This is a genomic window from Microbacterium sp. MM2322 (genome assembly GCF_964186585.1).
Taxonomy (GTDB): Bacteria; Actinomycetota; Actinomycetes; order Actinomycetales; family Microbacteriaceae; genus Microbacterium.
On sequence record NZ_OZ075067.1, the window covers coordinates 2,033,788 to 2,057,207 of the forward strand.

Sequence of the window (23,420 nt, forward strand, 5' to 3'; positions counted from 1 at the left end):
GCCGTTCGCCCCGACCCCCTAGGGTCGGACCCATGGCATCGACGGCGTCCGCGTACCTGACCGGCTTCGGCCGCTACTTGCCGGGCGATCCGGTCGACAACGACGGCATCGTGAGCCGCCTCGGCGGCGACGATGCGGTGACCGCCCGCATCCGTCGTCGCGTGCTCGACGCGAACGGGATCCGTCAGCGTCACTACGCGCTCGACGAGCAGGGCGAGCCGACCGAGCTCAACGAAGAGCTCGCGGTCAAAGCCCTTACCGCCGCCCTCGACGACCGCGGCATCGAGGCGGGCGACCTGCGCATGCTCGCCACCGCGACGACGATGGGCGACGTGCTCGTCCCCGGATTCGCGTCGATGGTGCACGGCCGCCTGGGCGGCGGGCCGATGCAGCTGCTGTCGGCGTCGGGCGTCTGCGCGTCGAGTCTTGCCGCACTGGATGCCGCCGTGTCGAAGATCAAGCTCGGCGACCACCCGCGCGCCGCGGTCGTCGGGTCGGAGCTGTCGAGCCGGAGCCTGCGCCAACGACGGTACGACGGCATCCGCGCCGGCATGGACTCGCACTTCCTCCGGTGGATGCTGTCGGACGGAGCCGGCGCGGTCGTCGTCGAGTTCCAGCCGCATCCCACCCGCCTGTCGCTCCGCGTCGATTGGGTGCGGCACGTGTCGCTCGCGCACGAGCACGACGTCTGCATGCGCGCCGGAATGGACGGCGCGGAGCCTATCGTCGGGTCGACGTGGCAGGACCTGCCGGTCGACGATGCGGCCGCGGCGGGAATGTTCCTGCTCCGCCAGGACGTCAGCATGCTCGACGACCTCGCCGGCGCAGGGCTCGCCCAGTTCGAGGAACTCGTCGACATCGGGCTCGTCGACATCAGCCACCTCGACCACGTCATCTGCCATTACAGCACCAACGCGTTCCGCGACCTCGCCTTCGACGGCCTCCGCAAGCGCGTCCCCACGCTCGACACCGACCGCTGGTTCTCGAACCTCGAAACGTGCGGCAACACGGGGTCGGCCAGCATCTTCATCGCGCTGGAAGAGGCGTTCCGCAGCGGACGCTTCGCCCCCGGCGAGACGATCCTCCTCGCCGTGCCCGAGTCGGGCCGGTTCTCGTTCGCGTTCGCCCATCTGACCGTCGTCGCCCCACCGCAGCAAGGAGCACCTTCATGACCGCATCCGCCACCGTCGACACGCTCGCCGACCGCCTCGCCGCCGTCTGGACCGATCTCGAAGAGCACCTCTCCCGCGTACCGATCCTGCAGCGACTGGATGCCGGCACCGTCACCCTGCGCGACTACGAGCGGTTGCTCTTCAACCTGCGGCAGCAGGTGGTCGACGGGTCGCCGTGGATCTCGCGGGCGGCATCCAACTTCGACATCGCGCACTTCGATCTGCGCGCCGCGGCGATCAAGCACGCGGAAGAGGAGCACCGCGACTATCTGATGCTGGAGCGCGACTACGTGGCTATCGGTGGCACGCTGTCGGAGCTGCGCGCGGGGCGCAAGAACCTCGGGTCGGAGGCACTGTCGGGGTACATGTTCACCTACGCCGACCGGCCGAACCCGACGGGGCTGCTGGGCGCGATGTTCATCATCGAGGGACTCGGTGCGCAGCGCGCGGCGGGCTGGGCGAAGCGGTTCCAGGAGGTGCTCGGCCTCGCCGACAACCAGGTGAACTTCATGCGGTACCACGAGGTCGCCGACGGCAACCACACGGGCGACCTCGAGGCGATCCTGACGTCGGGGATCATCACCGACGAGGACGCCGATGAGATCGTCCGATGCGCGCAGGTCGTCGCGCGGCTGTACGCGCTGCAGCTCGAAGAGCTGGATCGCTGACGTGGCGAAGCGGCCGCCGCTCCCGGTGGTGCGGGAGTTCGTGAAGAGCGACCCGAGCATGTGGGAGGCCATCTACGCCGACCCGTCGGTGCCGCTCGACCGCGCCGTGATCCGGCAGATCATCAACGATCAGCGACGACTGTCGCGGCGGTGGCTGTACCCGGTCGCGCGGGTGTTCTCGCGCGTCGTCGTGGGGGTCGTGTCGGTCGTGAAGCGGGTGCTGCCGTTCCGGTGGATGCCGCTGTCGGTCATGGACGCGCTGTGCGTCTGGTTCCTGCGGCACTTCGTGTCGCCGAGCGCCGTGGACCTGTTGATCCGGCACTTCGTCGTCGAGACGAACCTCGTGAACTTCATCATCCGGAACACGCCCGTCGACATGGAGCCCGTGACGCTGCGGCCGACGGCGCTGTCGGGGCTCGGCGACTCGGCGGTCGTCGAGCACGACGTGAACGTCTACGACGTGCTGATCGCGCTCGACACCGTGCGGGTGACGCAGCGCGACGAGTTGAACTTCGCGCAGCTGGACATTCCGAAGCTGGATGCCGAGCGACACGTCCGCCGGCTGATCCGCCTCGACATCCAGACGGCGCTCACGTTCATGAACATCCCGTTCTCGATGGCGTTGACGGTCGAGGAGTACCGCCGGGCGGTGCACTCGATGAAGTTCGACGACTCGTTCCTCGAGATCCTCACGACGATCACGGGCGACGACACGTTCCGCGCGTGGAAGGTCGGCGCGCTGAGCCTCTGGATGGACTCGAACGTCGACGTTCCGCAGATGGTCTACCGGCACGCGCTCGTCTGCGAATACGCGCACGCGCACCTGGTGAAGCTCGCCGGCGGCGAGTACCCGCGCGACACTCCGGCGACGTTCGATTGAGGGTCAGCCGCGCTGCATGAGGCGTTCGGGCGTCGGGTACAGCGTGAAGCCGAACTTCTCGTAGAGTCCGTGCGCGTCCTGCGTGACGAGGAGGATGCGCTTCAGGTTCAGCGGCTCGAGGGTTGCAACGACCGTGCCGGCGAGCGCCTGGCCGACTCCCCTGCCACGCGCATCGGGATCGACGTAGACGTCGCAGAGCCAGGCGAAGGTCGCGTGGTCGGTGACGACGCGGGCGTAGCCGAGGGGCGTGCCGTCGTCGTCGAGCGCGCAGAAGTTCAGCGACCCCTGCGCGGCGCGCTCGACCACGTCGCGGCTGCGGCCGAGCGCCCAGTAGGCGTCTTCGGACAGCCAGCGGTGGACGGTCTCGAGGTCGATCTCCGCGAGGTCCGTCGTGACCCTCATGCCGGGTCCACCTGCGCGGCGCCGACGGTGGGCCACGCGATGGATGCCGCGGGCCAGGCGGACGCGCGCAGCTCGGCGAGCGCGTCGCGCTGGCTCTGGACCGACTGCAGCGAGTCGGTGCGGAAGGCGCGGGCGATGACGACGTCGCGCCAGTACTCGTCCCAGCTCCGGTAGGTGCTGAAGGCCCGCTCCGCGAGAAGTTCGAGGAGCTCCCACGCCTTCTCGGCCGTGAGGTAGCCGACGACGTAGGAGTATCGGACACCACCGACCGCCCGCTCGATGTCGGCGGCGAGCAGATTGCGGGCCGGCCGATCGTCGGTGCTCTGGGCGAGGTCCTGGATGTCGAAGACGGCGACCCCGGTGAGCGAGGCGATGCGGGACATCATGTGGGCGGCGCCGTCGCTCTCGGCGACCTCGGCGAACCGCGAGGAGTTCCACCCCAGTGTGAGCGTGTCGGCGACGAGCAGTTCCGCGTCGGAGGCCGACACGATCCGGAACTGCTCATCGAGGGACGAACGCAGTTCACGGAGGGAGGAGATGGACATGGCCGGCCAGGGCGACCCCTTCTCGCCGTCGTTGTACTTGGTGCGGATGGCCTGCGGCAGCTCGGCGAAGGTCGGGGTGAACGCAAGCGAGGAGTTCCACCCGCGGATCGCGAAGTCGCTGACGGCGTCGAGTGCGAGGACCTGCTGTTGGTGCTCCGTCACCGCCGGGATGCCGGTGAGCTGGCGGTAACGCTTCTGCGCGCGACGCGGCGCACCGGCATCCACGAAGGTCATCGCGGACGCGATCACGCTCAGGGCGATGCCCATACCGAACGCGAAGAAGAGGAAATTGACGACGAGGTCGTCGGAGCCGAACTGGTCGAGCGAGTACGAGAACGCGGCGATGCCGAAGGGGGCGGCGATCGCGGTCACGAGGAGAGCACGTCGACCGTTCGCGCTCGGATTGGCCCTGCGACGCGCTTCGAGCATCTTGCCGTACTTGCGTCGCGCCCTCACCGGGTATTCGACGTCACCGGGGTGGTTCTGCAGAGTGCTCACGGGATCGGCCACCCGACCATCCTGGCACCCCGCGCGCGTCACGCCGGCACGACGAGCGTGTTCAGCGAATCCGCCGGCAGGGTCACCTCGAGCGCGCGTCCGTTGATGAGGAACGACATCGACATCTCTTCGCCGAGGTCGTTCTGGACGACGATGATGAGGCTGCCGTCGGGGTTGCGGAACGCGAGCTGGTTCTCGTGGCCGGTGTAGCTGAGGGTCGGGATGCGGCGCGCCCCGGGCGCGACGACGTGCGAGACGTGTTTGAGGACGTAGAGCTCGTGGTTGAGCGTGTAGGTGCGGGTGTCGGCATCCACCGTCACGAGGGAGTTCTGCGCCCAGCCCCACCGGCTGACGCCGCCGCGGAGCAGCGACATGTTCCAGTACATGTAGGCGGTCGCGCCGTGCTGCAGGAAGTGCGTCATGAGCGACCAGGCGTGGCGGGCGAGGCGCCAGTCGTTGCGGCCGTCGCCGCACTCCTGCTCGGTCTGATAGATCGGCAGCTCGGGGTGATGGCGGTGCAGGTACGGCACGGCGCCCTTGCCCGCCCACTGCGCACCGATCCCGGAGATGTGTGGGGCGGCGGACGCGTCGGCGAGGACCCGCTCGACGAGGCCGTCGTCGGCGCGTTCGAGCGTGCCGAGGAACACGTCGACACCGCGCGAGGCCATCTCGGGCCCGAGGCGGCGGACGAACGCGGCGAGTCCCTCCGGCGTCCACGTGCAGCTCGGGAAGACCTGCGCCGAGTTGAACTCGTTCTGCGGCATGACCATCGTGATCGGGATGCCGAGCTCGGCATACGCGTCGACGAATCGTCCGAAGTAGGCGGCGTACGCGGCGAGCGTGTCGTCGTCGAGCCGCATCATGTCGGCGCCCTCGGCGCCGAGCTGGTCGTCGCGGATGCCATTGTCGATGTCGGGGTTGAGGAGGTTGGCCCGGGCGGCGGCGTAGTGGCCGTTCGTCTTCATCCAGGTGGGCGGGCTCCAGGGCGACGCCCAGAGGGTGAGCTCGGGCTGGTGGCGCTGCGCGGCCCGGATGAACGGGATGAGCGCCTCATGGTCGTGCGCGATCGAGAAGTCCTCGAGGGCGAGGTCACCGGGGGTCTCGTCATAGCTGTACCAGTCGGTCGAGAAGTCGTTGGCGCCGACGGGCATGCGGCAGCGGGTGAGGTTCACGCCGGTGCCGGGTTCGAAGAGCTCTCGGAGGACGGCATCCCGATCGTTCTCGCTGAGGTGGGCGAGGGAGGTCCAGCCGAGCTCGTTGAACGAGGCTCCGAAGCCCTCGATCGTCTGCTGCGGCTCGTCGGTCTGCAGGAACACCGAGGGCATGCTGCGGACGTCGCCGAGGACGGGCGCTGCGAGCTCCTGCCACGGGGCGTGCTCCGTGGTGCTGATCCAGCGGATGGGTGCGGATGTCGGCGGCGCCATGTGCTCTCCCGTGAGTCGTGTGCGATCACCATATCTCAAAACCCAACGTGCATTGTGTTTTCGTGGTTAGGCTGGACGCATGACGAAGCGCGGACCCTACGCGAAGACAGCCGCGCGCCAGCGTGAGATCCTCGACGCCGCCGGCGAGGTGTTCGCGACGCACGGCTACCGCGCCGGGTCGTTGAAAGAGATCGCGGATCGGGTCGGCATCGACGCGTCGACGATCCTGCACCACTTCGCGAACAAGAGCGTGCTGCTGCAGCGGGTGCTCGAGGACCGCGACGCGCTGACGCCGGTGGATGCCGCGCCGCAGCCGGCCGCGGGGCCCGCCGACACGCCCCGCGCGTTCCTGCGCCTGGCGCGGGCGAACGAGAAGATCCCCGGGATCGTGGAGCTGTACACGCTCCTGGCGGCCGAGTCGGCGACGCCGGGGCATCCGAGTCACCAGTACTTCCACGACCGGTACGCGCGGGTGCGGGCCGAGTTCACGGCTGCGTTCCGCGAGATGGCGGATGCCGGGTTGCTGCGCCCGGGCGTAGACCCCGAGTTCGCGGCGGTGTCGACCCTCGCGGTGTGGGACGGCGCGCAGGTGCAGTGGATGCACGACCCCGACGCCGTTGACGTGACCGAGACCCTGCGGCGCCAGCTCGAGCTGCTGACGACGGTGGAGCTCAAAGACGCCTGACCCCCGGGCCGCGCGAGGTAGCGTGATCGAAGGCGATCGCCCGAGTCGCCGAGGGCCTGGGGGAACGATGTCACAGACGCCGACGAGCGCACGACCGATCAGCTCGGCCGTCGAGCCCAAGAAGGGCCTCGCGATCGCGGCGCTCGTGGTCGGCATCGCCGCCTTCCTCACCGGACTCATCCCGTGGCTGGGTCTTCTGCTCGGCCTCACGGCGTTCGCGCTCGGTGTCCTCGCCCTCACGCGCGGGCAGTCGAAGGTGTTCGCGCTCGTGGGTGGCTCTCTCGGCGCGATCGCGGCCGTCACGGGGCTGATCACGACGAGCGCTCTGATGATTTGGCTCCTGAGCGGGAACGCCTGAGGCTCTTCTCGCCGGGGCATCCGTCCCGCTACGGTGGCCGCATGAGCGACACGGCAGCAGGGTGGTACGACGACGGATCCGGCACGATGCGGTGGTGGGACGGGAAGGCCTGGACCGACCAGACGCAGCCGCCTTCTCCCCCGCAGGCCGGTCTCGCGGGTTTCGTCGCGCAGGCGCAGGCCGACGCCGTAGCCGGTGCACAGCCGCGGCAGGCGCCGGCCGGCATGAGCTATGTCGTGCTGCAGGTCGTGCTCAAGGAGAAGATGTGGGGCAGCGGCTCCAACAACCTCATCGAGCTCGAGGCGGCGATCAACAATCAGGCCGCGCTCGGGTACCGCCTGCACACGATCTCGACCTCGTCGTCGGCGAGCACCGGGTTCGGCGGCGGCGACCGGATTCAGGCGACGATGGTGTTCGAGAAACTGGTGTGAGCGGGGCTCAGCCCAGCGCCACCATCTCCGCGCTTCGGTCCCACAGCTGGCGCGCGAGGTCATCGTCGGTGCCGAGCTTGTGCGTCTTCGTGACGCGGTCGTTCTCGTAGTACGCGCCGGGCAGCCAGTCCTGGCCCGGCGTGCCGTCGGCGAGGAAGACGAGCCGCTTGCCGCCCTCGTCGGTCGTCGTCAGCAGGCGCTTCGCGAGGGGGTTGTGGTACATGAACCGGAACGGTCCGGTCAGGTTGCCCGCGAACCCGGTCGCGACGACGCCGGGGTGGAACGCTCCGGCTGAGACGCCCTCGCTTCCCCATCGGCGCTGCAGTTCGCGCGTGAAGAGGATGTTGGCGAGCTTCGCGTTGCCGTACGCGACCCGGCCCGAGTAGCGGCGAGCGCCGTTGAGGTCGGCGATGTCGAAGCGGGAGAACAGGCGCGCGGCGGCGCTCGCGGTCTGGACGACGGAGGCTCCGCTGTCGACCAGCCGTTCGTGCAGCAGGTTCGTGAGCAGGAAGGGGCCGAGGTGGTTCACCTGGAACGTCTGCTCGAACCCGTCGGTGGTGAGCATGCGCGGACCGAAGATGCCGCCGGCGTTGTTGGCGAGCACATCGATGCGCGGGTACGCCGCGAGCAACTCGTCGGCGAGGCGGCGGACCTGCGCCAGGTCGGCGAAGTCGGCGAGGTGGTGCGGCATCCCGAGCTCATCCGCGACCGCCCGGGTCTTCTCGGGTGAGCGTCCGACGAGGATGACGCGGTGGCCCTTCGAGACGAGCTGACGGGATGCCGCGGCTCCGATACCGTCGCTGGCGCCGGTGATGACGATTGTTCGCATCCTGCGAGTGTCACACCTTCTCGCACCCTCGGGGCCGCTCTTGACGATGCCGGTGCCGTGTGGCTCGGCCCTGACAGCGAAGCGGATGCGTCAGGTGAGCGGGTAGACCGCGCGGCCCGCCTCCATGATGCCTTCATCGACGTAACACCCCGGTCCGGGGACGGGATCCGACAGCACGCCGGCGGGCGAGAGCGCCCAGCAGAGTCGGGTGACATCGCCCGTAATGTCTCGAGTCCTGCCGCTCAGCGCGATCCACCCGGAGTGCACATCCGCGTTCAGGTCATCGATCGATTCCGCGTCGGGTATCTCGACGAGGGCGTCGGTAGCCGGGTTCCAAACGGCGGGCCCCGATTCGCGGTTCACGAGGACCCACACCTGGGAGGTCCGCTGTCGTTGGTTGCTCGATAGCGGTCTGACCTCGCCTGCGGGCGGGTCGACGATCCGGGGCCTCCCCGTCGTGACGTCGACGGCGGAGAGCTGAGTCACGGCTCCGGACGTGTTGCTCTTGAACGTGAAGACCTCTGATCCGCCGCCCTGGAGCGTCCACGACTCGCCGATGGGCGTCGACCAGAGCTTCTTTCCGTCTGCAGGGGAACGACCCTGAAGACTCTTGCCCGTCGACTCGACGAGAATGCCTCCCACCATTCGCGCGCTGAGCCAGCAATCTGTGACCGCGGTCGTGGTCTTGCCGTCTGCCACAGAGAGGAGCTCCGTCTGGCCCTTGTCGTTCTCGACGAGCACGTGGGTCTGTTCGAGGGCGACGGAGTACGTGTTGATCGGTCCGAGGTCGCACTCCATGACCGGCTCTCCGGGGCGCCGCCACACGACCGCCCCCGTTGTCACGTCGAGAGCGACGGCCTCGAACTCGGAGTCGGAAACGGGATGTGAGATCACGAGTGTGTCATCACTCGTCGCGATCCCGGGCCCTGTCACCGGCGAGCGCCAGAGCACGTCGCCGGTCGTCGTGTCGTGCGCGACGGTCTCGTCCCCGGTGCGGAGAACCACGATGTCGGAGCGAACAAGCGCCGGCTCGGCGCGCCGGTCGGGGACGCTCCACACCACCTTCCCGGACCGCACGTCGTACGCGGTGCCCCCCGATACGAGGAGGTTGCCCGTGCGCGCCGACCATGACGAGACACCCTCAAAGGCGCGCTGATCCCAGCGAGGGAGGCCAGCCGAAGGGGAACCACCGATGACGGCGACTCCGCTCGTCACGACGAGAACGGCGACAGCGACGCTCGCCACGACGTTCCACACCGCGCGCCGGATGGTGGCACCGACGAGCATCGTGCTCCCGATCGCCAGCGCGGTCAGCCCCAGTCCGTACGGAACGTGGCGCCACTGAAAGACGATGCTGGCGGCGACGAGCATCGTGCCGAGCACGATCATGACGGCGGCCGCGACGAGCATGCGGCGACGAGATCCCCGGGATGACGACATCCGGTCAGCGTACTCAGCGCGCGACGCTCGCAAGTGGGCAGATCTCCCCATCGACAGGGCCCGACGGGGCGCGGCGGTGACGCGAGACCTGCAGCGGGAAGGCCACCCGCACGGCAGGCGGGCGTACCAGACATCGACATCCGGGCGGTGAGTGCCGACGGATGCCGGTGGCCGCCGTGGCGACGACCGGCATCCGTCGTTCGGGTCAGGACGCTGCGGCGTCGCGGACCTTCGCGGTGTCGACGAACTGCTCGAAGCGGACGATGAGTCCGCCGCGGACGACGAAATGGTGCGCGACGCGGACGGCGAGCGGGTTGCCCGTCGCGCGGTGGGTGGCGGTGTAGCGCGCCAGCACGACGACGTTCTCGCCGTCGACGACGTAGGTGTCGTCGTGGGCGGCCCAGCCCTCCCAGTCCTGGCCGAGGCGTTCCATCACGCCGGAGGTGACGCCTTCGGGGGTGCGGTAGGTGCCGGCGAGGGGGAAGCCTGCCATCTCGGTCCATTCGACGTCGGGCGCGAGGGTGGCGCGCAGGGCGTCGAGGTCTCCGGCGGCGGAGGCGAGGTACTGGCGGCGGACGACGTCGCGCGGCGCCTCGGACAGACCCTGTTCGTTCAGCCCCATGTCATTTCTCCCTTGGCAACCTTCGGACCGATCTGAGCGGCGATGAGCATTCCCGACGAAGGGTACCGCGCCACGAGCGCCTCGGTCACTGCGGCGGCGTCAGCGGAGGCGGCGACGATCTCTTCGAACGCCTGCAGGTAGGTGCGGGTGTAGTCGATCGCGCTCGCGTCGGTGGCGGTGTCGGGCAGGCGGTGGCCGGGAACGACGAGCTCCGGGCTCAGGGCCTGCATCTCGTCGAGGAGGGCGATCCAGGCCTCGCGCTGCTCGGGGGTGGCGGTGTCGGCGGTCCAGACGTGCTCCTGCTGGAAGAGGAGGACGCCGCCGAGGATGGCGCGGTGGGTCTCATTCCAGAAGTACTGGCGGTCGGGAAGCGTCGTGGAGGCGCCGCGGAGCTCGAGGCGCTCACCGTCGACGAGGATCGCGTCGTCGGCGAAGGGGGTCATCTCGACGAGCCGGGTGGGCAGGTTGGCACCCAGCGAGCCCCAGGCCTTCAGCTTGCCCTCGTAGGAGTGCTGGATGTGGTCGATGACGATCGGGGTGGCGAGGATGCGGGCATCCGGGAACGCATCGGCGATGACCTCGAGGCCGAAGTAGAAGTCGGGGTCGGCGTGGCTGACGAAGACGGTGGTGAGGGTCTTGCCCGAGTCGAGGACGGCTGCGACGAGGCGGTGTCCGTCGGCGCGGGTGAAGCCGGCGTCGATGAGGACGGCCTCGGTGTCGCCGGCCACGAGGGTGGCGGTCTTGTTCTTCGACCCGACGGGGAAGTCGAGGTCGAAGACGGTGAAGTCCAGAGCCATGAGAGTTTCCTTCCTATGGACGTTCAGACGTTCTGAGCGCCTGCCGCTGTAACGGCATGCTCGGGATAACTAAGCTGACGCGTCAGCTATTCCGGGATGCGGGAACTTTCTGCGCGAGCACGGTTCTGGCGGGTGCGTAGGGTGTGTTCATGGCCGACCCCTCCCCCTTCGCGACGCCCGTCGATGCGGCGTACGACTCCCGGATTCTGCTGTTCGGACGACTCATGGGCGCCGCGAACGGCTTGGAGTATCTGCTCGCGCGGGACTTGGAGGAGAGCACCGGTCTGACGCATCCGATCTTCGAACTGCTGCTGATCGTCGCGCGTCGCGGGGATGAGGGGGTCTCGGTGAAGGACATCGCGCAGGCGAAGGTGGTGACGTCCGGCGGGGCGACGCGGCTCGTGAGCCGGGGCGTGGCGCAAGGGCTGGTGACGCTGCATCCGTCGGACGCGGACGGGCGGGTGAAGCTCGTGCGGTTGAGCGAGTCTGGGACGGCGAAGCTGCTCGAGGCGTCAGCGATTCACGCGCGGAACATCGAGCGATACCTGGTCGACGCGCTGCCGCGCGGGAGCGAGAAGTCGTTCGCGGCCAGCGTGCGGGCGTTGAGCAAGAGCGCGTCGGCGGCGTTGCCGGCGATGCCGTAGCGAGGAGTTCACGCGCCGGTCCGACTCGGCGTGAGGCGCGGTGGTGCGAACGCGGCTAGGTATGAGATCCAGCTCGGCGTGAGGCGCGAGACCCGTCCCGGGGATCAGAACGGCGCCGGGTGGGCGGTGTGCGGGGTCCGCTCGGCAGGGGTGAACGCGACGGCCGGGGTGGGGGCGTCTTCGCGGTAGATCCTGCCGAGGGGTGAGGTCCATTCGAGGACACCACCCCCGAGTTGTCGGACTTTCCAGGCGGTGAACTGCTTCATCGAATGGTGTCGTTGGCAGAGATGGGCGAGGTTGCCGGCCTCGGTCTTGCCGCCGAGTGCGTGATCGTGCGTGTGATCGATTTCGCAGCGGATGGCGGCGAGGCGGCATCCGGGGAATCGGCAGTGCTGGTCGCGGGCGCGAAGGTGGCGGCGCAGCGGATGCGGCACCCGATAGGTGTCGACGGCGAGGACGGTCTTGGTGACCGGGTCGGTGACGAGGCGTTCCCACGAGGGCGCGTCACCGGCGAGCCGCCGGGCGGTGGCGGCGTCGATCGGCGTGCGCCCGACGAGGTCGCAGGGCACATCGGCTCCGCGGAGGGCGAGCGCGGGGACCACGACCTGCACGTGCGCGCGGATCGCACCGAGCGGGCCCGCCGTCGTGTCGCGTGTGTCGTCGAGCGCGGGCGTGCCGGCGAGCAGCAGGTCGGCGAAGACGTCGGCGCGCACCTGGTCGGCGGTACGGCCGTCGGTGTCGACGATGTCGCTGGAGCGCTCGCTCCGCGTGTCGATCACCGCGCGCGCCTGACGGGTGAGCCGGTCGTGGATGCCCTCGGCGATGACGGTGGGAAGAGTGGCGACGAGGTCGCTCATGCCGTCGCGGCCGGGGATGAGGCGCACGCCGCGGTGGGTAGCGGCATCCTGGTGGCGTTCGGTGAACGACCTCGGGTGCATCTGCAACGCGAGGATCTCGATCTCGGCGCGCACCCGGTTGGGAGTGTCGCGGCGGCACCGCTGGATCGCGACGGCTTCGAACGCCAGCCGAACGTCGGCGGGGAGGTCGGCACCGGCATCCACGATCACGTCGACGTGGCGGCGCGTGATCATGCCCGCTTCCCACGCCGTGAGCGAGGCCGCATAGTCCTCGACGATCGTCCGGGCCTGAGTGATGCGACGCTGCACGGTGCGGTCGGTGAGGCGGAGCACGCCACCGAGCTCGGCCGCGATGGCCCGGAGCGCCATGTCCTGCGCCTGCACACGGGCCGAGGTTTCGGCCGCCTGCTGCTCGGCGAGCTGACCGGCGCGGGCCAGCACATGCAGTTGCACGATCTGCGCGCGGGTGATGAGCTTCTCGACCATGGCTGTCTCGTGCACGATGTCGGCGAGGGGCGCGAGGCGTTCCCGGGTGCCGATGGTGCCGAGCGGGGTCATGTCTCCATTGTGGTGGGGGCCTCCGACATCGGTTTCGAGCCGGATGCGCCCGCGAACCGGGTCAGCCGTCGGCAGCGTGCCGGGGCGGATTGAACATGAATTCGAGCCGCACTCCGTTGTCGTCTTCGACGAAGGAGGCGTAGTAGCGGTCGCTGAATCGCGGGTACGGTTTCGGCTCGCGGATCGCAGACCAGCCCGCCGCGATCGCAGCGTCGTGCAGGCGATCCACGTCTTCCCGAGAGTCCACGGCGAACGCCAGGTGCTGCCATCCCACGCGTCCGGTGCGGTGGGGTTCATCCTGCTCGTCGCGCGCCGGGTAGAGGATCAGCTCCTCTTCGCCGCGGTACCACGAGACGGAACCGACGGCATCCTCTCGGGTGCACCCGAGCAGCCTCATGACGGGGTCGAACTGCGCGGTCGACCTCGACAGGTCGCGGACGCTGATGCCGATGTGATCGAAGAGAGGCATGGTGACATCCTGCGGCACTCGAAGCCGTCGTGCGTGAGCCATGACAGGGGGCACGGTCAGGGCCTAGCGTGAGGGAAAGCGGTCCGATTCGAGAAATCAGGAGACACGTCCATGCCCTTCATCACCACCGACGACGGCGCCGAGATCTACTTCAAGGACTGGGGCGACAAGAGCGCCCAGCCGATCGTGTTCCACCACGGGTGGCCGCTGTCGTCCGACGACTGGGACGCGCAGATGCTCTACTTCCTCGGCAAGGGGTTCCGCGTCATCGCGAGCGACCGCCGGGGTCACGGCCGGTCGTCGCAGATCGGAACCGGCCACGACATGGACCACTACGCCAGCGACGTGAGCGCGGTCGTCGAGCACCTCGACCTGCGGAACGCGGTGCACATCGGCCATTCGACCGGTGGCGGTCAGGTCGCGCGGTACGTCGCGAAGTTCGGTGAGCCGCAGGGCCGCGTCGCGAAGGCCGTGCTGGTCGCGGCCGTGCCGCCGCTCATGGTGCAGACCGACTGGAACACCGAGGGGACGCCGATTACGGTGTTCGACGGGTTCCGTGAGGCGCTCGCGGCGAACCGTGCCGAGTTCTTCGAGGCCGTGGCATCCGGTCCGTTCTACGGCTTCAACCGCGAGGGCGTCACGCCGTCGCAGCCGGTGATCGACAACTGGTGGCGGCAGGGCATGACGGGCAGCGCGCTCGCGCACTACGAGGGCATCAAGGCGTTCAGCGAGACGGATCAGCGCGAGGATCTCGCGGCGATCACGGTGCCGGTGTTCGTGATGCAGGGCGATGACGACCAGGTCGTGCCGTACAAGGCGGCGGCGCTGCAGCAGGCCGAGATGCTGCAGAACTCGACGCTGAAGATCTACGAGGGCTACCCGCACGGCATGCTGACGACGCACGCCGATGTGCTGAACCCCGACATCCTCGAGTTCATCCAGAGCTGACGGATGCCGCGCGGCGTGACCCGTGGGTGGGTCACGCCGCGTTCGTCTGCGGACTAGTGGCCCAGCCGCCGCAGCCGCTGGCGCGCCATGTCCTGCGCACGCGGCCCCGAGCCCAGGGCACGCTCCGTCACGCGCAGGATGAGGCGGGTCGCCGTCTTCACCGGCAGCCACGAGCGCCGCAGGCCGAGCTTCCGACGAATCCGCGGCGGGAAGGTCGCGACCGCCGCGGCGAACAGCACGCGGTAGGCGACGCCCATCATCCCGGAGAACGGCGGCTTCTTGAGGAAGCGCACGACGTCGTCGACGCGCTCGTCACGGCGCAGCTCGCCGCGGTCGAGGAAGCCGTCGATCTCGGCGCGCAGGGCGGCCTCGGTCAGCGGCGGGTCGGTCACGCGCATGAGGCGCCCGGCGGTGGCCCAGTCCGCGACGTAGGCGTCGGCGCCGCGCGGGATCGCCCTGCCGTAGGCCTGGTGGCTCCTGAGGAATGCGTCGGTGAAGGCGAGGTGCACCCAGCGGACGAGGTCGGTCTGCTCGGCGGTGTAGGTGCGGGCGGAACCGTCACCGGCGACGTACTCGCCCTGCACGCGGCGGTGGAACCGGCCGACGCGGGCCGTCTCGGCATCCGCTTGGGTCGTCGACCCGTAGGTGAGCGTGATGACCCAGCGGACCGTGCCGGTGAGGCGCCCGATCGGATCGTCGCGGTAACGCGACCAGTCGTGCACGCCGGCGAGGGCGCCCGGGTGAAGAGCCTGCAGGAGGAGGGCGCGGATGCCGGCGACCAGGGTGCCCATGCCGGCGTGAACCGTCCACGCGGGGCCGTTCTCGACGAAGTATCCGGCGTCGTCGCCGTCGGCGAGCGCGCGGACGTACGGCGCCATTCCGGTGGGGTCACCGGCGAGGGCGGTGAGCAGGCGGGCGCGGAGGCGGGTCACGTGCGAAGGGGCCGAGGGTGGTGCGGGGGTCACGGTTCCAGCGTGCCATCGGTGTGGTGTCGCGGGGTCGGATTCATGGGCTTCCCGACGCGAGCGAGCGGCGCGCTCCGAGCGCGCGAGCCCTGGGGAGAGTGGGGCGCGGCCTTGGCGCCCGGCTCGGCAGGCTATGTCGGAGGCCTTTGGGATGCTCCGGAAATGATCACTCGAATCCAAGCTCGTCTGATCGGTTTCGGCGTTGCCGGGATCATCGTGCTGACGGTTGCCGGTCTGCTCGCTGAGTCGTTTCCCTGGTTGCTGACGAGTGCGCTCACCGTCGTCGTTGTCGCTGTCATCGCGTTAGTCGTCCTAACGGTCGTCGCCGCGGTCGCGGTGGCAACCGCGCTGCCACCCCTCACGCCGATCTCAGAGACCTCGATCCTCGGCAAACACACCGCGAGCCTCGGAAAACTCCTCGTCCGGCTGCTTGCGTTTTTCGGCAACACGGCGCTGGCCTGGTTCGTGGCACTGAATGTCGCATTCCAGAGCAGGGAGAAGGTCGACTTGTCGATCCCCCATCACCTCTGGGCGATCTTCCTCATCCTCGCCGCCCTGATCGCGTACACCTACTGGCTTTGGATTGCGGGCGACCTGCTTCGCTCGCGAAAGACTGGACGGCAACGGGGCTTGGTCCGCATATCGAAACACTGGCTTCGCCGCCTCAGAAATCCGCCACTCGAGAGATTTCTCCTCCGCTTAGCAGCCTGGCTCATGGATGACCCATGGCTGCTGATCTTCGTTCTCACCATCTCACCGCTGGTGCTCACCGCAGTGGTCAGCGGTCTCTACAACGCAATCACGCACGCCTAACGTTCATCTCGCAGAGAGATCCTCACCCGTACACCCGCCTGAGCACCAACCGCTGCCCCAGCGTCCACGTCACCGTCGTCAGCAGATAGATCCCTGCCGCCAGCGGCACGAACACCGCCACGACCGCGGTCATGAACTGCAGCGCCCCGAGCATCGCCACCGGAACCCCCGGCACACCTTCAACCGGCGTGACCCGGAACGCCCGCCGTGTGATCTCCCCTACCGCCGCGATCGCGAGCACGAGGCATCCGATCACCAGCCAGGTCGCAAGGCCGGCGGTCCCGGTTGACACGGCGTGCAGCAGACTCGTGCCGAGCGGGACGCCGAGCAGCGTCTGCGACAGCAGCTCGTTGGCATGCCCGGCGAGGTTCGGGTGGATGAACACGGAGTACAGCAGGCCGACGATCGGCGCCTGGATGAGGATCGGCAGGCAGCTGGCAAACGGCGACACGTTCTCGGAGCGGTAGAGCTCCATGGTTTCGCGTTGGAGGCGTTCCCGGTCGCCGCGGTACCGGGTCTGGAGTTCCCGCAGGCGCGGCGCGAGGCGGATGCGCGCTTTGTCGGCTCTGGCTTGGGCGATGCCAGCGGGGATGAGCGCCGCCCGCACCACGAGGGTCACGAGCACGATCGCGAGCGCACCCGCGAACGCTCCCGTCCACGGGGTGAGGAGCGAGGTCAGGCCGATGAGGCCGCGGGAGGTGAGGTCGAGCAGGGTGGAGATGACAGGCAGGGTGGTGATGTCCACGGGGTTCCGTTCGTCGGAGCGATCAGGGTCGGCTGATCGGCCGCGAACGGATGCCGGGGCACACGGTGCCCGGACGGTTCGACGCTACGCGGCCGCAGTCACCTGACCAGGCCCGCGAGGGCGGACGTGCCCTGGAGCATCGGGATCGCTCTGCGCGAGCGGCGCCGTGAGTTCGGTGCGACGAGTGGGATGCGGGGTGGACCCGCGAGTGGCCGCGAAGCGCGCGGTCGCGAGGAGCGCGAGCGTAAGGACGGTGAGGGCGAGGAGCGCCATGGTGAGAGCGGATCCGCTCGTCGACGGGTCGACGGCGACGATGAGCCCGAGGACCTCGAGGACGACGCGCAACAGGTCGTGGATCATGCCCGCCTCCCGTCGCGTCGTGTGGCCCTCAAGCTAACGGAGTCTCACCCGAGCTGCACCATCTCCGCGCTGCGCTCCCACAGCTCCTGCGCGAGGCGCGGGTCGGTCGCCAGCCGGCGCGTCTTCGTGACGCGGTCGTTCTCGTAGTAGCCGCCGGGCAACCAGTCCTCGCGCGGCGTGCCGTCGGCGAGGAACACCAGGCGCTTGCCGCCCTCATCGGTCGTCGTCAGAACTCGGCGCATGACGGGCGTGTGGTACATCCAGCGGAACGGTCCCGACGTGTTGCCCGCGAAATTGGTCGCGACGACGCCGGGGTGGAAGGCCACGGCTGAGACGCCGTCGCTCCCCCACCGGCGCTGGAGTTCGCGCGTGAAGAGGATGTTCGCGAGCTTCGCGTTGCCGTAGGCTCGCCGTCCTGAGTACCGACGCGCGGCATTCAGGTCGGTCACGTCGAACCGTGAGAACAGTCGTGCCGCGGCGCTCGCGGTCTGGATGACGGATGCCTCACTCTCGACGAGCCGCTCGCGCAGCAGGTTCGTCAGCAGGAAAGGTGAGAGATGGTTCACCTGGAACGTCTGCTCGAACCCGTCTCCCGTGAGCTCCCGCTTGCCGAAGATGCCGCCCGCGTTGTTCGCGAGGACGTCGATGCGCGGGTAGGCGGCGAGCAACTCAGCGGCCAGCCGGCGCACCTGCGCCAGCTCGGCGAAGTCTGCGAGGTGGTACGGCGTGCCGAGTTCGGCGGCGACGGCCCGCGTCTTCTTCGCTGACCGGCCGACGAGGACGACCCGGTGGCCGCGGGAGAAGAGCTGACGGGATGCCGCGGCGCCGATGCCGTCGCTGGCTCCGGTGATGACGATGGTGCGCATCAGGCGAGTGTCACACCCGCGGCGGATGTCGGCGAAACCATTGACGGAACGCTTCCGGGGATGGCGAGTCTCGGAACGTCGAAGATCAGAACGGCGCCGGATCGTGACTGTGCGGCTTCCGCCTGGCAGGAGTGAACGCGACGGCCGGTGTCGGTGGATTTCGTTGAGGTTGTGGTTGCTCGCTGGCTGGCGGTGAGTTCACATCGGGAGCGGTAATCGGGCATCGTTGTGGGCGGGCTACTCACTCGTTTGGCGCGAACCGGCCAACATGAGTGGACGCTCGCCTCGAGCGCCAGGAGAGGCCGCCGTTGGATCTCGATATCCGCTCGCATCACGACCCTCTAGGGTGCGGCATCGACAGATGCTTTGAGGTCTCCCTCTACGGAGGCTCGCTGTCTGCAGACTATGCGGGCTTTTCCTTTTCAGGGTCGGCCTCATCAGTTCGCCCGATGAAGAATGCCCGCAGGTTGACCTCAGGAAAAACGCCATCCTGCAGGACCCCCAGCTCCCAAAGAATGAGCTGCTCGTCACCGGGCAGTAGCCAGATCGCCTTCTCAAGTTGTGCGAGACACCCCGTCCGATCGTCCCGGTCCCATGCGCGTTGCGCGAGATCTACGCGCAGCGTGGCGTCGAGGCGATCGGGAAGTTCCAAGACGCTCTTGGATTGCTGGCGCAACGCCGCTTCACGTTCGTCAGCAAGCATTGCGAGTTCGCTTTCCGCCCAGGTGAACTGCCCGCCGAACGCCCAAATGGCGTAGGAGAACATCGACGGCGCATCAAGTAGATGGACATATGGATCTAGGTACTTTTGGGCGTCCGGACGTTCGAGCTCCTCAGCTACCATTGCGTGCCAAAGCAGATAGATGGCAATCATGGGGACGCGACGCGGATCCTTGGCTTCGCCTGGAAGCAACACCTCGATCTGTTGCAGAGGGATGCGCAGGTCGACGACACCATCTGCGTCACCACGAGCCACGCTGTGCATGGACTCCACGAGCGCCGAGAAGATTCGTGGGCACTCGGAGGCCGCAAAGTTGCTGTACTGCGGGAGCCAAAGCTCAGGTGATGCGCGAACTCGGACGATCCCTGGGATTGCCGAGCGATATCGCTGTTGGAAGTCCGGGTCTACCCCGACCGGCGCCCGCTTAATGTATTGCCGGATAACGTGCTGGCACACCCGGTGTAGGCCCTCGAGACTCAGCACCGTCATGCCTTCGTGCCAAACGGTGTCATCCTGCTGGGCTAGTTCACGGAGTTCAGGAGCGAGGTCACGAAGTTCGTGCACTGTCTTCGACCGCACCTGATATGCAAAGTCCAGTGCCTTTGGTAGCTCGACAGCGCGTATTGGGTTGGAGGAGTTGATCGCATCGAGTCGGTAGAACTCTTCGCCGATGTGGTCGAGCACGAACCCCTGAAACTTGCGCCGGAGTGCAAGCATGTCAATCTCTAGAACGGCCGCCCGGACCTTGGCCGTGCCATCCTCTCCGATTTCTGAACAGGCAGCATCAATAATCTTGCGCTTCCTCGAGTCGTAGTTCTCCCACGTGGATTCTGGGGCGGGCGCTTCCTTAGCAAGTGATTCGAGCGCGGCAACGAACAGCGTGTACGAAAGCGTCACGTCACTATCAGCGAACGCGACAGCATCGGCGACCCTGCGAATCGCACGCATCACGGCCTCAAAATACGAGCGCTGAAGGGCAAGCAAGTCGGTGCAAAGCGCGCGCAGATCGTCGATCTCGGCATCAGAAATGAATCTCGTCGGCTCCAAGACATGACGCAGCAGTTTCTGGCGCCGGCGCCGTCCCGGCGCACCGCCGGCAACGACGCGCCGCGCCAGATCCGGGTCGGAAAGGGCGACGACGTCGAGCCCAAACGCAACGACGTCGACGACATCGTCCACAAGTTCGTCACCGCCTGTAGCGATGTGAGGCGACGGCGAACCGTCCGGATCAGTCTTCTCCAGACGATCGATGGCCTCAACAACCACTGGCTGGACCTCGCCATGACCACTAGTGAAACGGAGAGTGCCAATTGGAAGGTCGATGTCCTCGGCGCGGCCACGAAGCCCATTCGTGTAGTAGACGCGCCGGTGCACTGTCTCGTACAAGTCTTCGGTCTTGAAGTAGATCCCGCTGGCAATCTGAAGCACTTAGCCGACTCTCCTATGGCGTCCGGACAGGGGAAATCCCAACTGCGATCGGCTTCATTCCAAACTCGTATCAGGGCAGCGCTCGTTCGATCGGACGAAGCGCGCTACGGAGTACTGGTGCTCCCGATCGGGGAGGTGCTTGACATGCGTGGGCGGAAGCGTCATACGGTCGAAGCTATCGCTTCCCGCCTCCACGCAGGGGACCGGGTAGGGTGCCTCGAGCCTTCGTACGCGTCCTCTCGCGCCGATATCCTGCCCTCATGCCTTTCGAGACTCTGAAATGCCCTGGGTGTGGGGTGCTTTGTCAGCACGAGTACGTGTTGGCTGGCAGCTACAAGCAGACGGTCCGATACCTGTGCAGGACGAAGGACTGCGAGTACAACCTCACGCCTGGATGACTCGGGCTTGCCGATGGGCCGCCTTACGCTGATCGACCCATTTCCGAGCGGTCACGCGGCCAATCGGACGCTCTCCGCATTGCCGCACGCCGTTGTTGATCTCCGCTTCGGTCGCAGGGTCATTGCTGGATCTACGATGCTTCGGCGCTCGCCTCGCGTCGGAGCGAACTCGCTTCGCCGTCGAAGACGCCCGTGGTGGCGAGTATTGCGCGTGCTGCCGACGCCGCGTCCGTCTTGCCGTCGCTCACCTCTCGCGCCACGGTCAGGAGTTGAAGACTCGTCAGGAGGCAATGGCCCCGCGCGGTTGCGTAAGGGACCATCTGGTCGGGAAAGTCGGTCTCACGCTGGTCCGGCGCTTTCTCGCGCCAGGTGTTCACTACGAGCACCCCCTTTGCCTTAACGCCGTCTACCAGTTCCTCCGCCACCCACTTCTCAAGTTGCGCCGCGTTCTTCTCAGCGGCGCTTCTCGAGAGACCTTTCACCTCGACAACGACCCGCTCGGTCTCCCACTGCAGCCGCAGGTCGCTTCGACCCCGCTGCGCTTCGAGCACCGTGAACCCAAGCACCTCGAACGCGCGGCGGACCTGATCTTCGAGCGCCGCTCCTGAACTGAAGCTCAATCGCTTCCACCGGTCGTCCTCAGCCTGTTCATGTTTCAACGTGTCCACTTTTGTCGCCAACTTCGCGATTGATCGCTCGAGGCGGGTCAGTTCTACTTGCCGCTGAATCTCGGACGTGAACTTGAACACTGCGGCCCAGGCTGGGACTGGTTCCGCGTCGTGGAGGCTCAAGCCGCGCACCCATGCGATCATTTGCGCCGGCACGTCCACGAAACGCTCATCTTCGCCTTCAGCAACGTCTGTATCGCTGGAGCCCTCCTCCAGTTCTTCGTCTTCGCCGTGCACCTCGTCGTCTTCGGCGGGAATCCACGGCTCCGGAAGCAGCGCGAGCACGCCGCCGTCCGGCGACACATCGACACTCCCCACGACCTTCTCGGTGCCCGCGACGACGAGCAGCTTCGCGCCGGGAAACTCGTTGAGGAAGCACCGGTAGATCCAGCGATCCTTTGTCTCCCTCCAAAGCGAGGCCGCTGTCGGGCTCACAGGGCTGAGCTCCAGGCCTCGGCCCGCAACTGTCGAAACTTGGCCAGGGATCGCGGCAAGCAAATCGACGTCGTCCACAATTCGAGTGACCTTTTGATTCCTGCCGGTCCCGGACGTGTCCTTCTTACCCGTGTCGACCCAGATCGTCTGAGGCGGAGAGGCAATCACGATGATGCTTCGCCCGAGGCCCAGAAAGTCCGTGAACTCCTGCTTGCGCCTCGTTAGTGCTTCGAGAAGGGCGACGGACTCGGCTTCAGTCGGCGCTGGTCGTCCCCGATACTCACCTCGGTAGGCCCCTTCGTACTTGTTGCTCGTCCCGACCGGATCCCAGATGACGACGTCATAGTCGAATGCCGAGACCATGCTGGTGAAAGCGAAACGGTCCGCATCTTCTGTCTCGAAGGGGGTATCGAGCAGCAATGTCCTCATGCACATATCTTGGCAAGGTCGTGGGACATGAACCGACGCAGAGCGGGGTCGTCGAGACCACGTACGACTGTCTCCATAACGATGGGTACCTTGAGGCGGTCGCGTCGGGCGCCCGCCCTCTGGGCGATCGATCAGGAAGAGTGTCCACATCACGCCGACCGCTGGCCGCTCGTGTCCAGTTTCTCGAGGGCTGCCGACTCCGCAGGTGGTAACTGACTACTGAAGAGTCTGGGGAAGGTCCGTATCTCGGCGAGACCGTCCCTCGCATGCTGCCGCGCATGCGCCGGGTTGATCTGCCATGCCCTAACAGAGGCGGCCACTGACGCACCCCACGCAACACGGGTGAACCGGTCTCCTTCAACGAGGCGCTGGGTCGAATCGACGACCCAGAAAGCGAAGATGCGATCTCGCTTGTCCACTACCGAGAGGAACGACGCGGCCGCAGCCGACACTCGCGCAATGGATCCCGTGACCTGCCAGCGCCACACAATGAGCGGTCGGTCTTCGATTACAAAGCAACCGGACTAAGGCCTCCACCAATTCACCGACGGCGTTCGCGATCTCTTCACGGCGCGCACGTCGCGCCTTCAATACTTCGCCCGTCACGAGGGTCCCTGCTGCGACCATCGCGGGGATGACCGCGGCGAGGAGAGCTACGACTGTCGGGTCTACGGGCACACGCTATCGCGTGCGACGTGTCGAGCTGGCGCGTTGAAGAGGCTCCGCACATATCCATCCCTCTTGCGGGCAACGTCCGCAAGAGGACGCCTCTGAAAGGATCGGCCGATGCCCGCATCCTCAACAGTTGAAACCTTCTGGTCTTCGCGCCCAGTACTGATGTCGGTCGCAGAAGTCGCGCAGTTGTTGGGAAGGACGGAAGCGACGGTTGCCGCTCTCGCCAACCGGAATGAGATCGGCGCCTACAAGATTGCGGGTCGTTGGCTGATCGCCGGCATAGATGTGCGCGGCTTCGCGGCGAGTGACGCGCGTGCCGCAAAGTCTGATCTTGCTCTCGTGCTCGAACCGGCACCGGGGTTCACGGGCGACGTCGGCGGAGCCGTCGCATATCTGCCCGAACGGCTACCCACCCCGACCGTCGCAAAGATCCTGCGGATTAGTAGCGTCAAGCTCACAGAGTTGGGTCTCGTGGTTGACGCGCAACAGATCGTCGAACGCGGGGCTCTCGTCGAGTTCTTACGTTCTGTTTCGAACTTCGGTCCGCACTACTCGCCCGCATCTTCATGACCGGCTCGCGATGTCGTCGCGAGTGCAGATCGACGCGGCCATAGAGTCGATGTGTCCGTCTTGCACGGCATGATGGTCTCACCGGCATTTGAAGGGGCAGCACCGTGACGAACACCAATG

General features: G+C 67.2%; 25 protein-coding genes. 10 read left to right on the top strand and 15 right to left on the bottom strand.

All coding sequences use genetic code 11. The features are described 5' to 3' along the window. Positions 1 to 32: 32 nt before the first annotated feature. From ABQ271_RS09950 to ABQ271_RS09960, 3 genes are read left to right on the top strand one after another with little or no spacing between them, the layout of a single operon-like run. A complete protein-coding gene (locus tag ABQ271_RS09950; protein WP_349308611.1) occupies positions 33 to 1,172 on the top strand; it encodes a 3-oxoacyl-[acyl-carrier-protein] synthase III C-terminal domain-containing protein in 1,140 nt (379 codons plus the stop codon). Next, positions 1,169 to 1,840 carry an iron-containing redox enzyme family protein gene (locus ABQ271_RS09955; RefSeq protein ID WP_136362232.1) on the top strand — a complete coding sequence of 224 codons (672 nt, stop codon included), beginning with the start codon at positions 1,169 to 1,171 and terminating at the stop codon, positions 1,838 to 1,840. Before ABQ271_RS09950 ends, ABQ271_RS09955 begins: the two co-directional genes overlap by 4 nt. A gap of 1 nt (position 1,841) precedes the next feature. Then, positions 1,842 to 2,720: a DUF6999 family protein gene (locus ABQ271_RS09960; RefSeq protein WP_349308612.1), complete on the top strand. Its 879-nt coding sequence runs from the start codon at positions 1,842 to 1,844 to the stop codon at positions 2,718 to 2,720. Positions 2,721 to 2,723: 3 nt separating this feature from the next. On the opposite strand, the gene ABQ271_RS09965 is transcribed toward ABQ271_RS09960, so the two are convergent. The 3 genes from ABQ271_RS09965 to ABQ271_RS09975 are packed head-to-tail and all read right to left on the bottom strand — an operon-like array spanning position 2,724 to position 5,589. Beyond that, a complete protein-coding gene (locus tag ABQ271_RS09965) occupies positions 2,724 to 3,122 on the bottom strand; it encodes a GNAT family N-acetyltransferase (protein WP_349308613.1) in 399 nt (132 codons plus the stop codon). Then, complete coding sequence (locus tag ABQ271_RS09970) at positions 3,119 to 4,177, bottom strand: DUF1266 domain-containing protein (RefSeq protein WP_349308614.1); 1,059 nt, start codon at positions 4,175 to 4,177, stop codon at positions 3,119 to 3,121. The genes ABQ271_RS09965 and ABQ271_RS09970 overlap by 4 nt, the downstream gene beginning before the upstream one ends. Before the next feature lie 26 nt (positions 4,178 to 4,203). Further along, positions 4,204 to 5,589 carry a glycoside hydrolase family 30 protein gene (locus ABQ271_RS09975; RefSeq protein ID WP_349308615.1) on the bottom strand — a complete coding sequence of 462 codons (1,386 nt, stop codon included), beginning with the start codon at positions 5,587 to 5,589 and terminating at the stop codon, positions 4,204 to 4,206. A 79-nt stretch (positions 5,590 to 5,668) separates the two neighbouring features. Between ABQ271_RS09975 and ABQ271_RS09980 the strand changes: the two genes are divergently transcribed. The 3 genes from ABQ271_RS09980 to ABQ271_RS09990 all read left to right on the top strand — a co-directional run bounded on the left by ABQ271_RS09980 (position 5,669) and on the right by ABQ271_RS09990 (position 7,063). After that, positions 5,669 to 6,274 carry a TetR/AcrR family transcriptional regulator gene (locus ABQ271_RS09980; protein ID WP_349308616.1) on the top strand — a complete coding sequence of 202 codons (606 nt, stop codon included), beginning with the start codon at positions 5,669 to 5,671 and terminating at the stop codon, positions 6,272 to 6,274. Positions 6,275 to 6,341: 67 nt separating this feature from the next. Continuing rightward, positions 6,342 to 6,632, top strand: a complete 291-nt coding sequence (locus ABQ271_RS09985) for a hypothetical protein (RefSeq protein ID WP_349308617.1) — start codon at positions 6,342 to 6,344, stop codon at positions 6,630 to 6,632. A gap of 41 nt (positions 6,633 to 6,673) precedes the next feature. Further along, positions 6,674 to 7,063 (top strand): DUF2510 domain-containing protein, encoded by a 390-nt coding sequence (locus ABQ271_RS09990; RefSeq protein WP_349308618.1) that lies wholly within the window; start codon positions 6,674 to 6,676, stop codon positions 7,061 to 7,063. 7 nt (positions 7,064 to 7,070) lie between these two features. Here ABQ271_RS09990 and ABQ271_RS09995 read toward each other — a convergent pair whose 3' ends face one another. From ABQ271_RS09995 to ABQ271_RS10010, 4 genes are all read right to left on the bottom strand, one after another. Beyond that, a complete protein-coding gene (locus ABQ271_RS09995) occupies positions 7,071 to 7,892 on the bottom strand; it encodes an SDR family NAD(P)-dependent oxidoreductase (protein ID WP_349308619.1) in 822 nt (273 codons plus the stop codon). Positions 7,893 to 7,982: 90 nt separating this feature from the next. Then, complete coding sequence (locus ABQ271_RS10000; protein ID WP_349308620.1) at positions 7,983 to 9,332, bottom strand: PQQ-binding-like beta-propeller repeat protein; 1,350 nt, start codon at positions 9,330 to 9,332, stop codon at positions 7,983 to 7,985. Between the two features lie 205 nt (positions 9,333 to 9,537). Then, entirely contained in the window at positions 9,538 to 9,954 is a 417-nt protein-coding gene (locus tag ABQ271_RS10005) for a nuclear transport factor 2 family protein (RefSeq protein ID WP_349308621.1), read from the bottom strand. Beyond that, positions 9,945 to 10,751 carry an MBL fold metallo-hydrolase gene (locus ABQ271_RS10010; protein WP_349308622.1) on the bottom strand — a complete coding sequence of 269 codons (807 nt, stop codon included), beginning with the start codon at positions 10,749 to 10,751 and terminating at the stop codon, positions 9,945 to 9,947. The genes ABQ271_RS10005 and ABQ271_RS10010 overlap by 10 nt, the downstream gene beginning before the upstream one ends. A 149-nt stretch (positions 10,752 to 10,900) precedes the next feature. On the opposite strand from ABQ271_RS10010, the gene ABQ271_RS10015 reads away from it, so the two are divergent. Further along, positions 10,901 to 11,395: a MarR family winged helix-turn-helix transcriptional regulator gene (locus tag ABQ271_RS10015; protein ID WP_349308623.1), complete on the top strand. Its 495-nt coding sequence runs from the start codon at positions 10,901 to 10,903 to the stop codon at positions 11,393 to 11,395. 104 nt (positions 11,396 to 11,499) lie between these two features. On the opposite strand, the gene ABQ271_RS10020 is transcribed toward ABQ271_RS10015, so the two are convergent. Together ABQ271_RS10020 and ABQ271_RS10025 are read right to left on the bottom strand one after the other, a co-directional pair. Next, positions 11,500 to 12,810 (bottom strand): DUF222 domain-containing protein, encoded by a 1,311-nt coding sequence (locus ABQ271_RS10020; protein WP_349308624.1) that lies wholly within the window; start codon positions 12,808 to 12,810, stop codon positions 11,500 to 11,502. Between the two features lie 61 nt (positions 12,811 to 12,871). After that, entirely contained in the window at positions 12,872 to 13,279 is a 408-nt protein-coding gene (locus ABQ271_RS10025; protein ID WP_349308625.1) for a VOC family protein, read from the bottom strand. A gap of 111 nt (positions 13,280 to 13,390) precedes the next feature. On the opposite strand from ABQ271_RS10025, the gene ABQ271_RS10030 reads away from it, so the two are divergent. Beyond that, on the top strand, positions 13,391 to 14,227 hold the full coding sequence (locus ABQ271_RS10030) for an alpha/beta hydrolase (RefSeq protein WP_349308626.1): 837 nt from the start codon (positions 13,391 to 13,393) through the stop codon (positions 14,225 to 14,227). A gap of 53 nt (positions 14,228 to 14,280) precedes the next feature. Here the strand turns inward: ABQ271_RS10030 and ABQ271_RS10035 are convergent, their stop codons facing one another. Continuing rightward, entirely contained in the window at positions 14,281 to 15,159 is an 879-nt protein-coding gene (locus tag ABQ271_RS10035; protein ID WP_349308627.1) for an oxygenase MpaB family protein, read from the bottom strand. Between the two features lie 195 nt (positions 15,160 to 15,354). Between ABQ271_RS10035 and ABQ271_RS10040 the strand changes: the two genes are divergently transcribed. Beyond that, positions 15,355 to 16,005, top strand: a complete 651-nt coding sequence (locus ABQ271_RS10040; protein ID WP_349308628.1) for a hypothetical protein — start codon at positions 15,355 to 15,357, stop codon at positions 16,003 to 16,005. 22 nt (positions 16,006 to 16,027) lie between these two features. Here the strand turns inward: ABQ271_RS10040 and yidC are convergent, their stop codons facing one another. The 5 genes from yidC to ABQ271_RS10065 form a co-directional block, all read right to left on the bottom strand. After that, positions 16,028 to 16,750 carry a membrane protein insertase YidC gene (gene yidC / locus ABQ271_RS10045; RefSeq protein ID WP_349308629.1) on the bottom strand — a complete coding sequence of 241 codons (723 nt, stop codon included), beginning with the start codon at positions 16,748 to 16,750 and terminating at the stop codon, positions 16,028 to 16,030. Between the two features lie 84 nt (positions 16,751 to 16,834). Further along, on the bottom strand, positions 16,835 to 17,110 hold the full coding sequence (locus ABQ271_RS10050) for a DUF6412 domain-containing protein (protein ID WP_349308630.1): 276 nt from the start codon (positions 17,108 to 17,110) through the stop codon (positions 16,835 to 16,837). A 44-nt stretch (positions 17,111 to 17,154) separates the two neighbouring features. After that, entirely contained in the window at positions 17,155 to 17,976 is an 822-nt protein-coding gene (locus ABQ271_RS10055; protein ID WP_349308631.1) for an SDR family NAD(P)-dependent oxidoreductase, read from the bottom strand. Positions 17,977 to 18,379: 403 nt separating this feature from the next. Continuing rightward, positions 18,380 to 20,125 (bottom strand): hypothetical protein, encoded by a 1,746-nt coding sequence (locus tag ABQ271_RS10060; protein WP_349308632.1) that lies wholly within the window; start codon positions 20,123 to 20,125, stop codon positions 18,380 to 18,382. 529 nt (positions 20,126 to 20,654) lie between these two features. After that, complete coding sequence (locus tag ABQ271_RS10065) at positions 20,655 to 22,055, bottom strand: hypothetical protein (protein ID WP_349308633.1); 1,401 nt, start codon at positions 22,053 to 22,055, stop codon at positions 20,655 to 20,657. A gap of 786 nt (positions 22,056 to 22,841) precedes the next feature. On the opposite strand from ABQ271_RS10065, the gene ABQ271_RS10070 reads away from it, so the two are divergent. Then, the gene (locus tag ABQ271_RS10070; RefSeq protein ID WP_349308634.1) at positions 22,842 to 23,300 is read left to right on the top strand and encodes a helix-turn-helix domain-containing protein; all 459 of its coding nucleotides are present in this window, start codon (positions 22,842 to 22,844) and stop codon (positions 23,298 to 23,300) included. The last annotated feature ends 120 nt before the right edge of the window (positions 23,301 to 23,420 follow it).

Coding starts and splice junctions, on each gene's coding strand:
- ABQ271_RS10040 (WP_349308628.1), top strand. CDS start 15,355: ATGATCACTCGAATCCAAGCTCGTCTGATCGGTTTCGGCGTTGCCGGG.
- ABQ271_RS09955 (WP_136362232.1), top strand. CDS start 1,169: ATGACCGCATCCGCCACCGTCGACACGCTCGCCGACCGCCTCGCCGCC.
- ABQ271_RS10030 (WP_349308626.1), top strand. CDS start 13,391: ATGCCCTTCATCACCACCGACGACGGCGCCGAGATCTACTTCAAGGAC.
- ABQ271_RS09980 (WP_349308616.1), top strand. CDS start 5,669: ATGACGAAGCGCGGACCCTACGCGAAGACAGCCGCGCGCCAGCGTGAG.
- ABQ271_RS09975 (WP_349308615.1), bottom strand. CDS start 5,589: ATGGCGCCGCCGACATCCGCACCCATCCGCTGGATCAGCACCACGGAG.
- ABQ271_RS10025 (WP_349308625.1), bottom strand. CDS start 13,279: ATGCCTCTCTTCGATCACATCGGCATCAGCGTCCGCGACCTGTCGAGG.
- ABQ271_RS10050 (WP_349308630.1), bottom strand. CDS start 17,110: ATGATCCACGACCTGTTGCGCGTCGTCCTCGAGGTCCTCGGGCTCATC.
- ABQ271_RS09965 (WP_349308613.1), bottom strand. CDS start 3,122: ATGAGGGTCACGACGGACCTCGCGGAGATCGACCTCGAGACCGTCCAC.
- ABQ271_RS09950 (WP_349308611.1), top strand. CDS start 33: ATGGCATCGACGGCGTCCGCGTACCTGACCGGCTTCGGCCGCTACTTG.
- ABQ271_RS10000 (WP_349308620.1), bottom strand. CDS start 9,332: ATGTCGTCATCCCGGGGATCTCGTCGCCGCATGCTCGTCGCGGCCGCC.
- ABQ271_RS10055 (WP_349308631.1), bottom strand. CDS start 17,976: ATGCGCACCATCGTCATCACCGGAGCCAGCGACGGCATCGGCGCCGCG.
- ABQ271_RS10070 (WP_349308634.1), top strand. CDS start 22,842: ATGCCCGCATCCTCAACAGTTGAAACCTTCTGGTCTTCGCGCCCAGTA.
- ABQ271_RS09985 (WP_349308617.1), top strand. CDS start 6,342: ATGTCACAGACGCCGACGAGCGCACGACCGATCAGCTCGGCCGTCGAG.
- ABQ271_RS10065 (WP_349308633.1), bottom strand. CDS start 22,055: ATGAGGACATTGCTGCTCGATACCCCCTTCGAGACAGAAGATGCGGAC.
- ABQ271_RS10005 (WP_349308621.1), bottom strand. CDS start 9,954: ATGGGGCTGAACGAACAGGGTCTGTCCGAGGCGCCGCGCGACGTCGTC.
- ABQ271_RS10015 (WP_349308623.1), top strand. CDS start 10,901: ATGGCCGACCCCTCCCCCTTCGCGACGCCCGTCGATGCGGCGTACGAC.
- ABQ271_RS09995 (WP_349308619.1), bottom strand. CDS start 7,892: ATGCGAACAATCGTCATCACCGGCGCCAGCGACGGTATCGGAGCCGCG.
- ABQ271_RS09990 (WP_349308618.1), top strand. CDS start 6,674: ATGAGCGACACGGCAGCAGGGTGGTACGACGACGGATCCGGCACGATG.
- ABQ271_RS10020 (WP_349308624.1), bottom strand. CDS start 12,810: ATGACCCCGCTCGGCACCATCGGCACCCGGGAACGCCTCGCGCCCCTC.
- ABQ271_RS10010 (WP_349308622.1), bottom strand. CDS start 10,751: ATGGCTCTGGACTTCACCGTCTTCGACCTCGACTTCCCCGTCGGGTCG.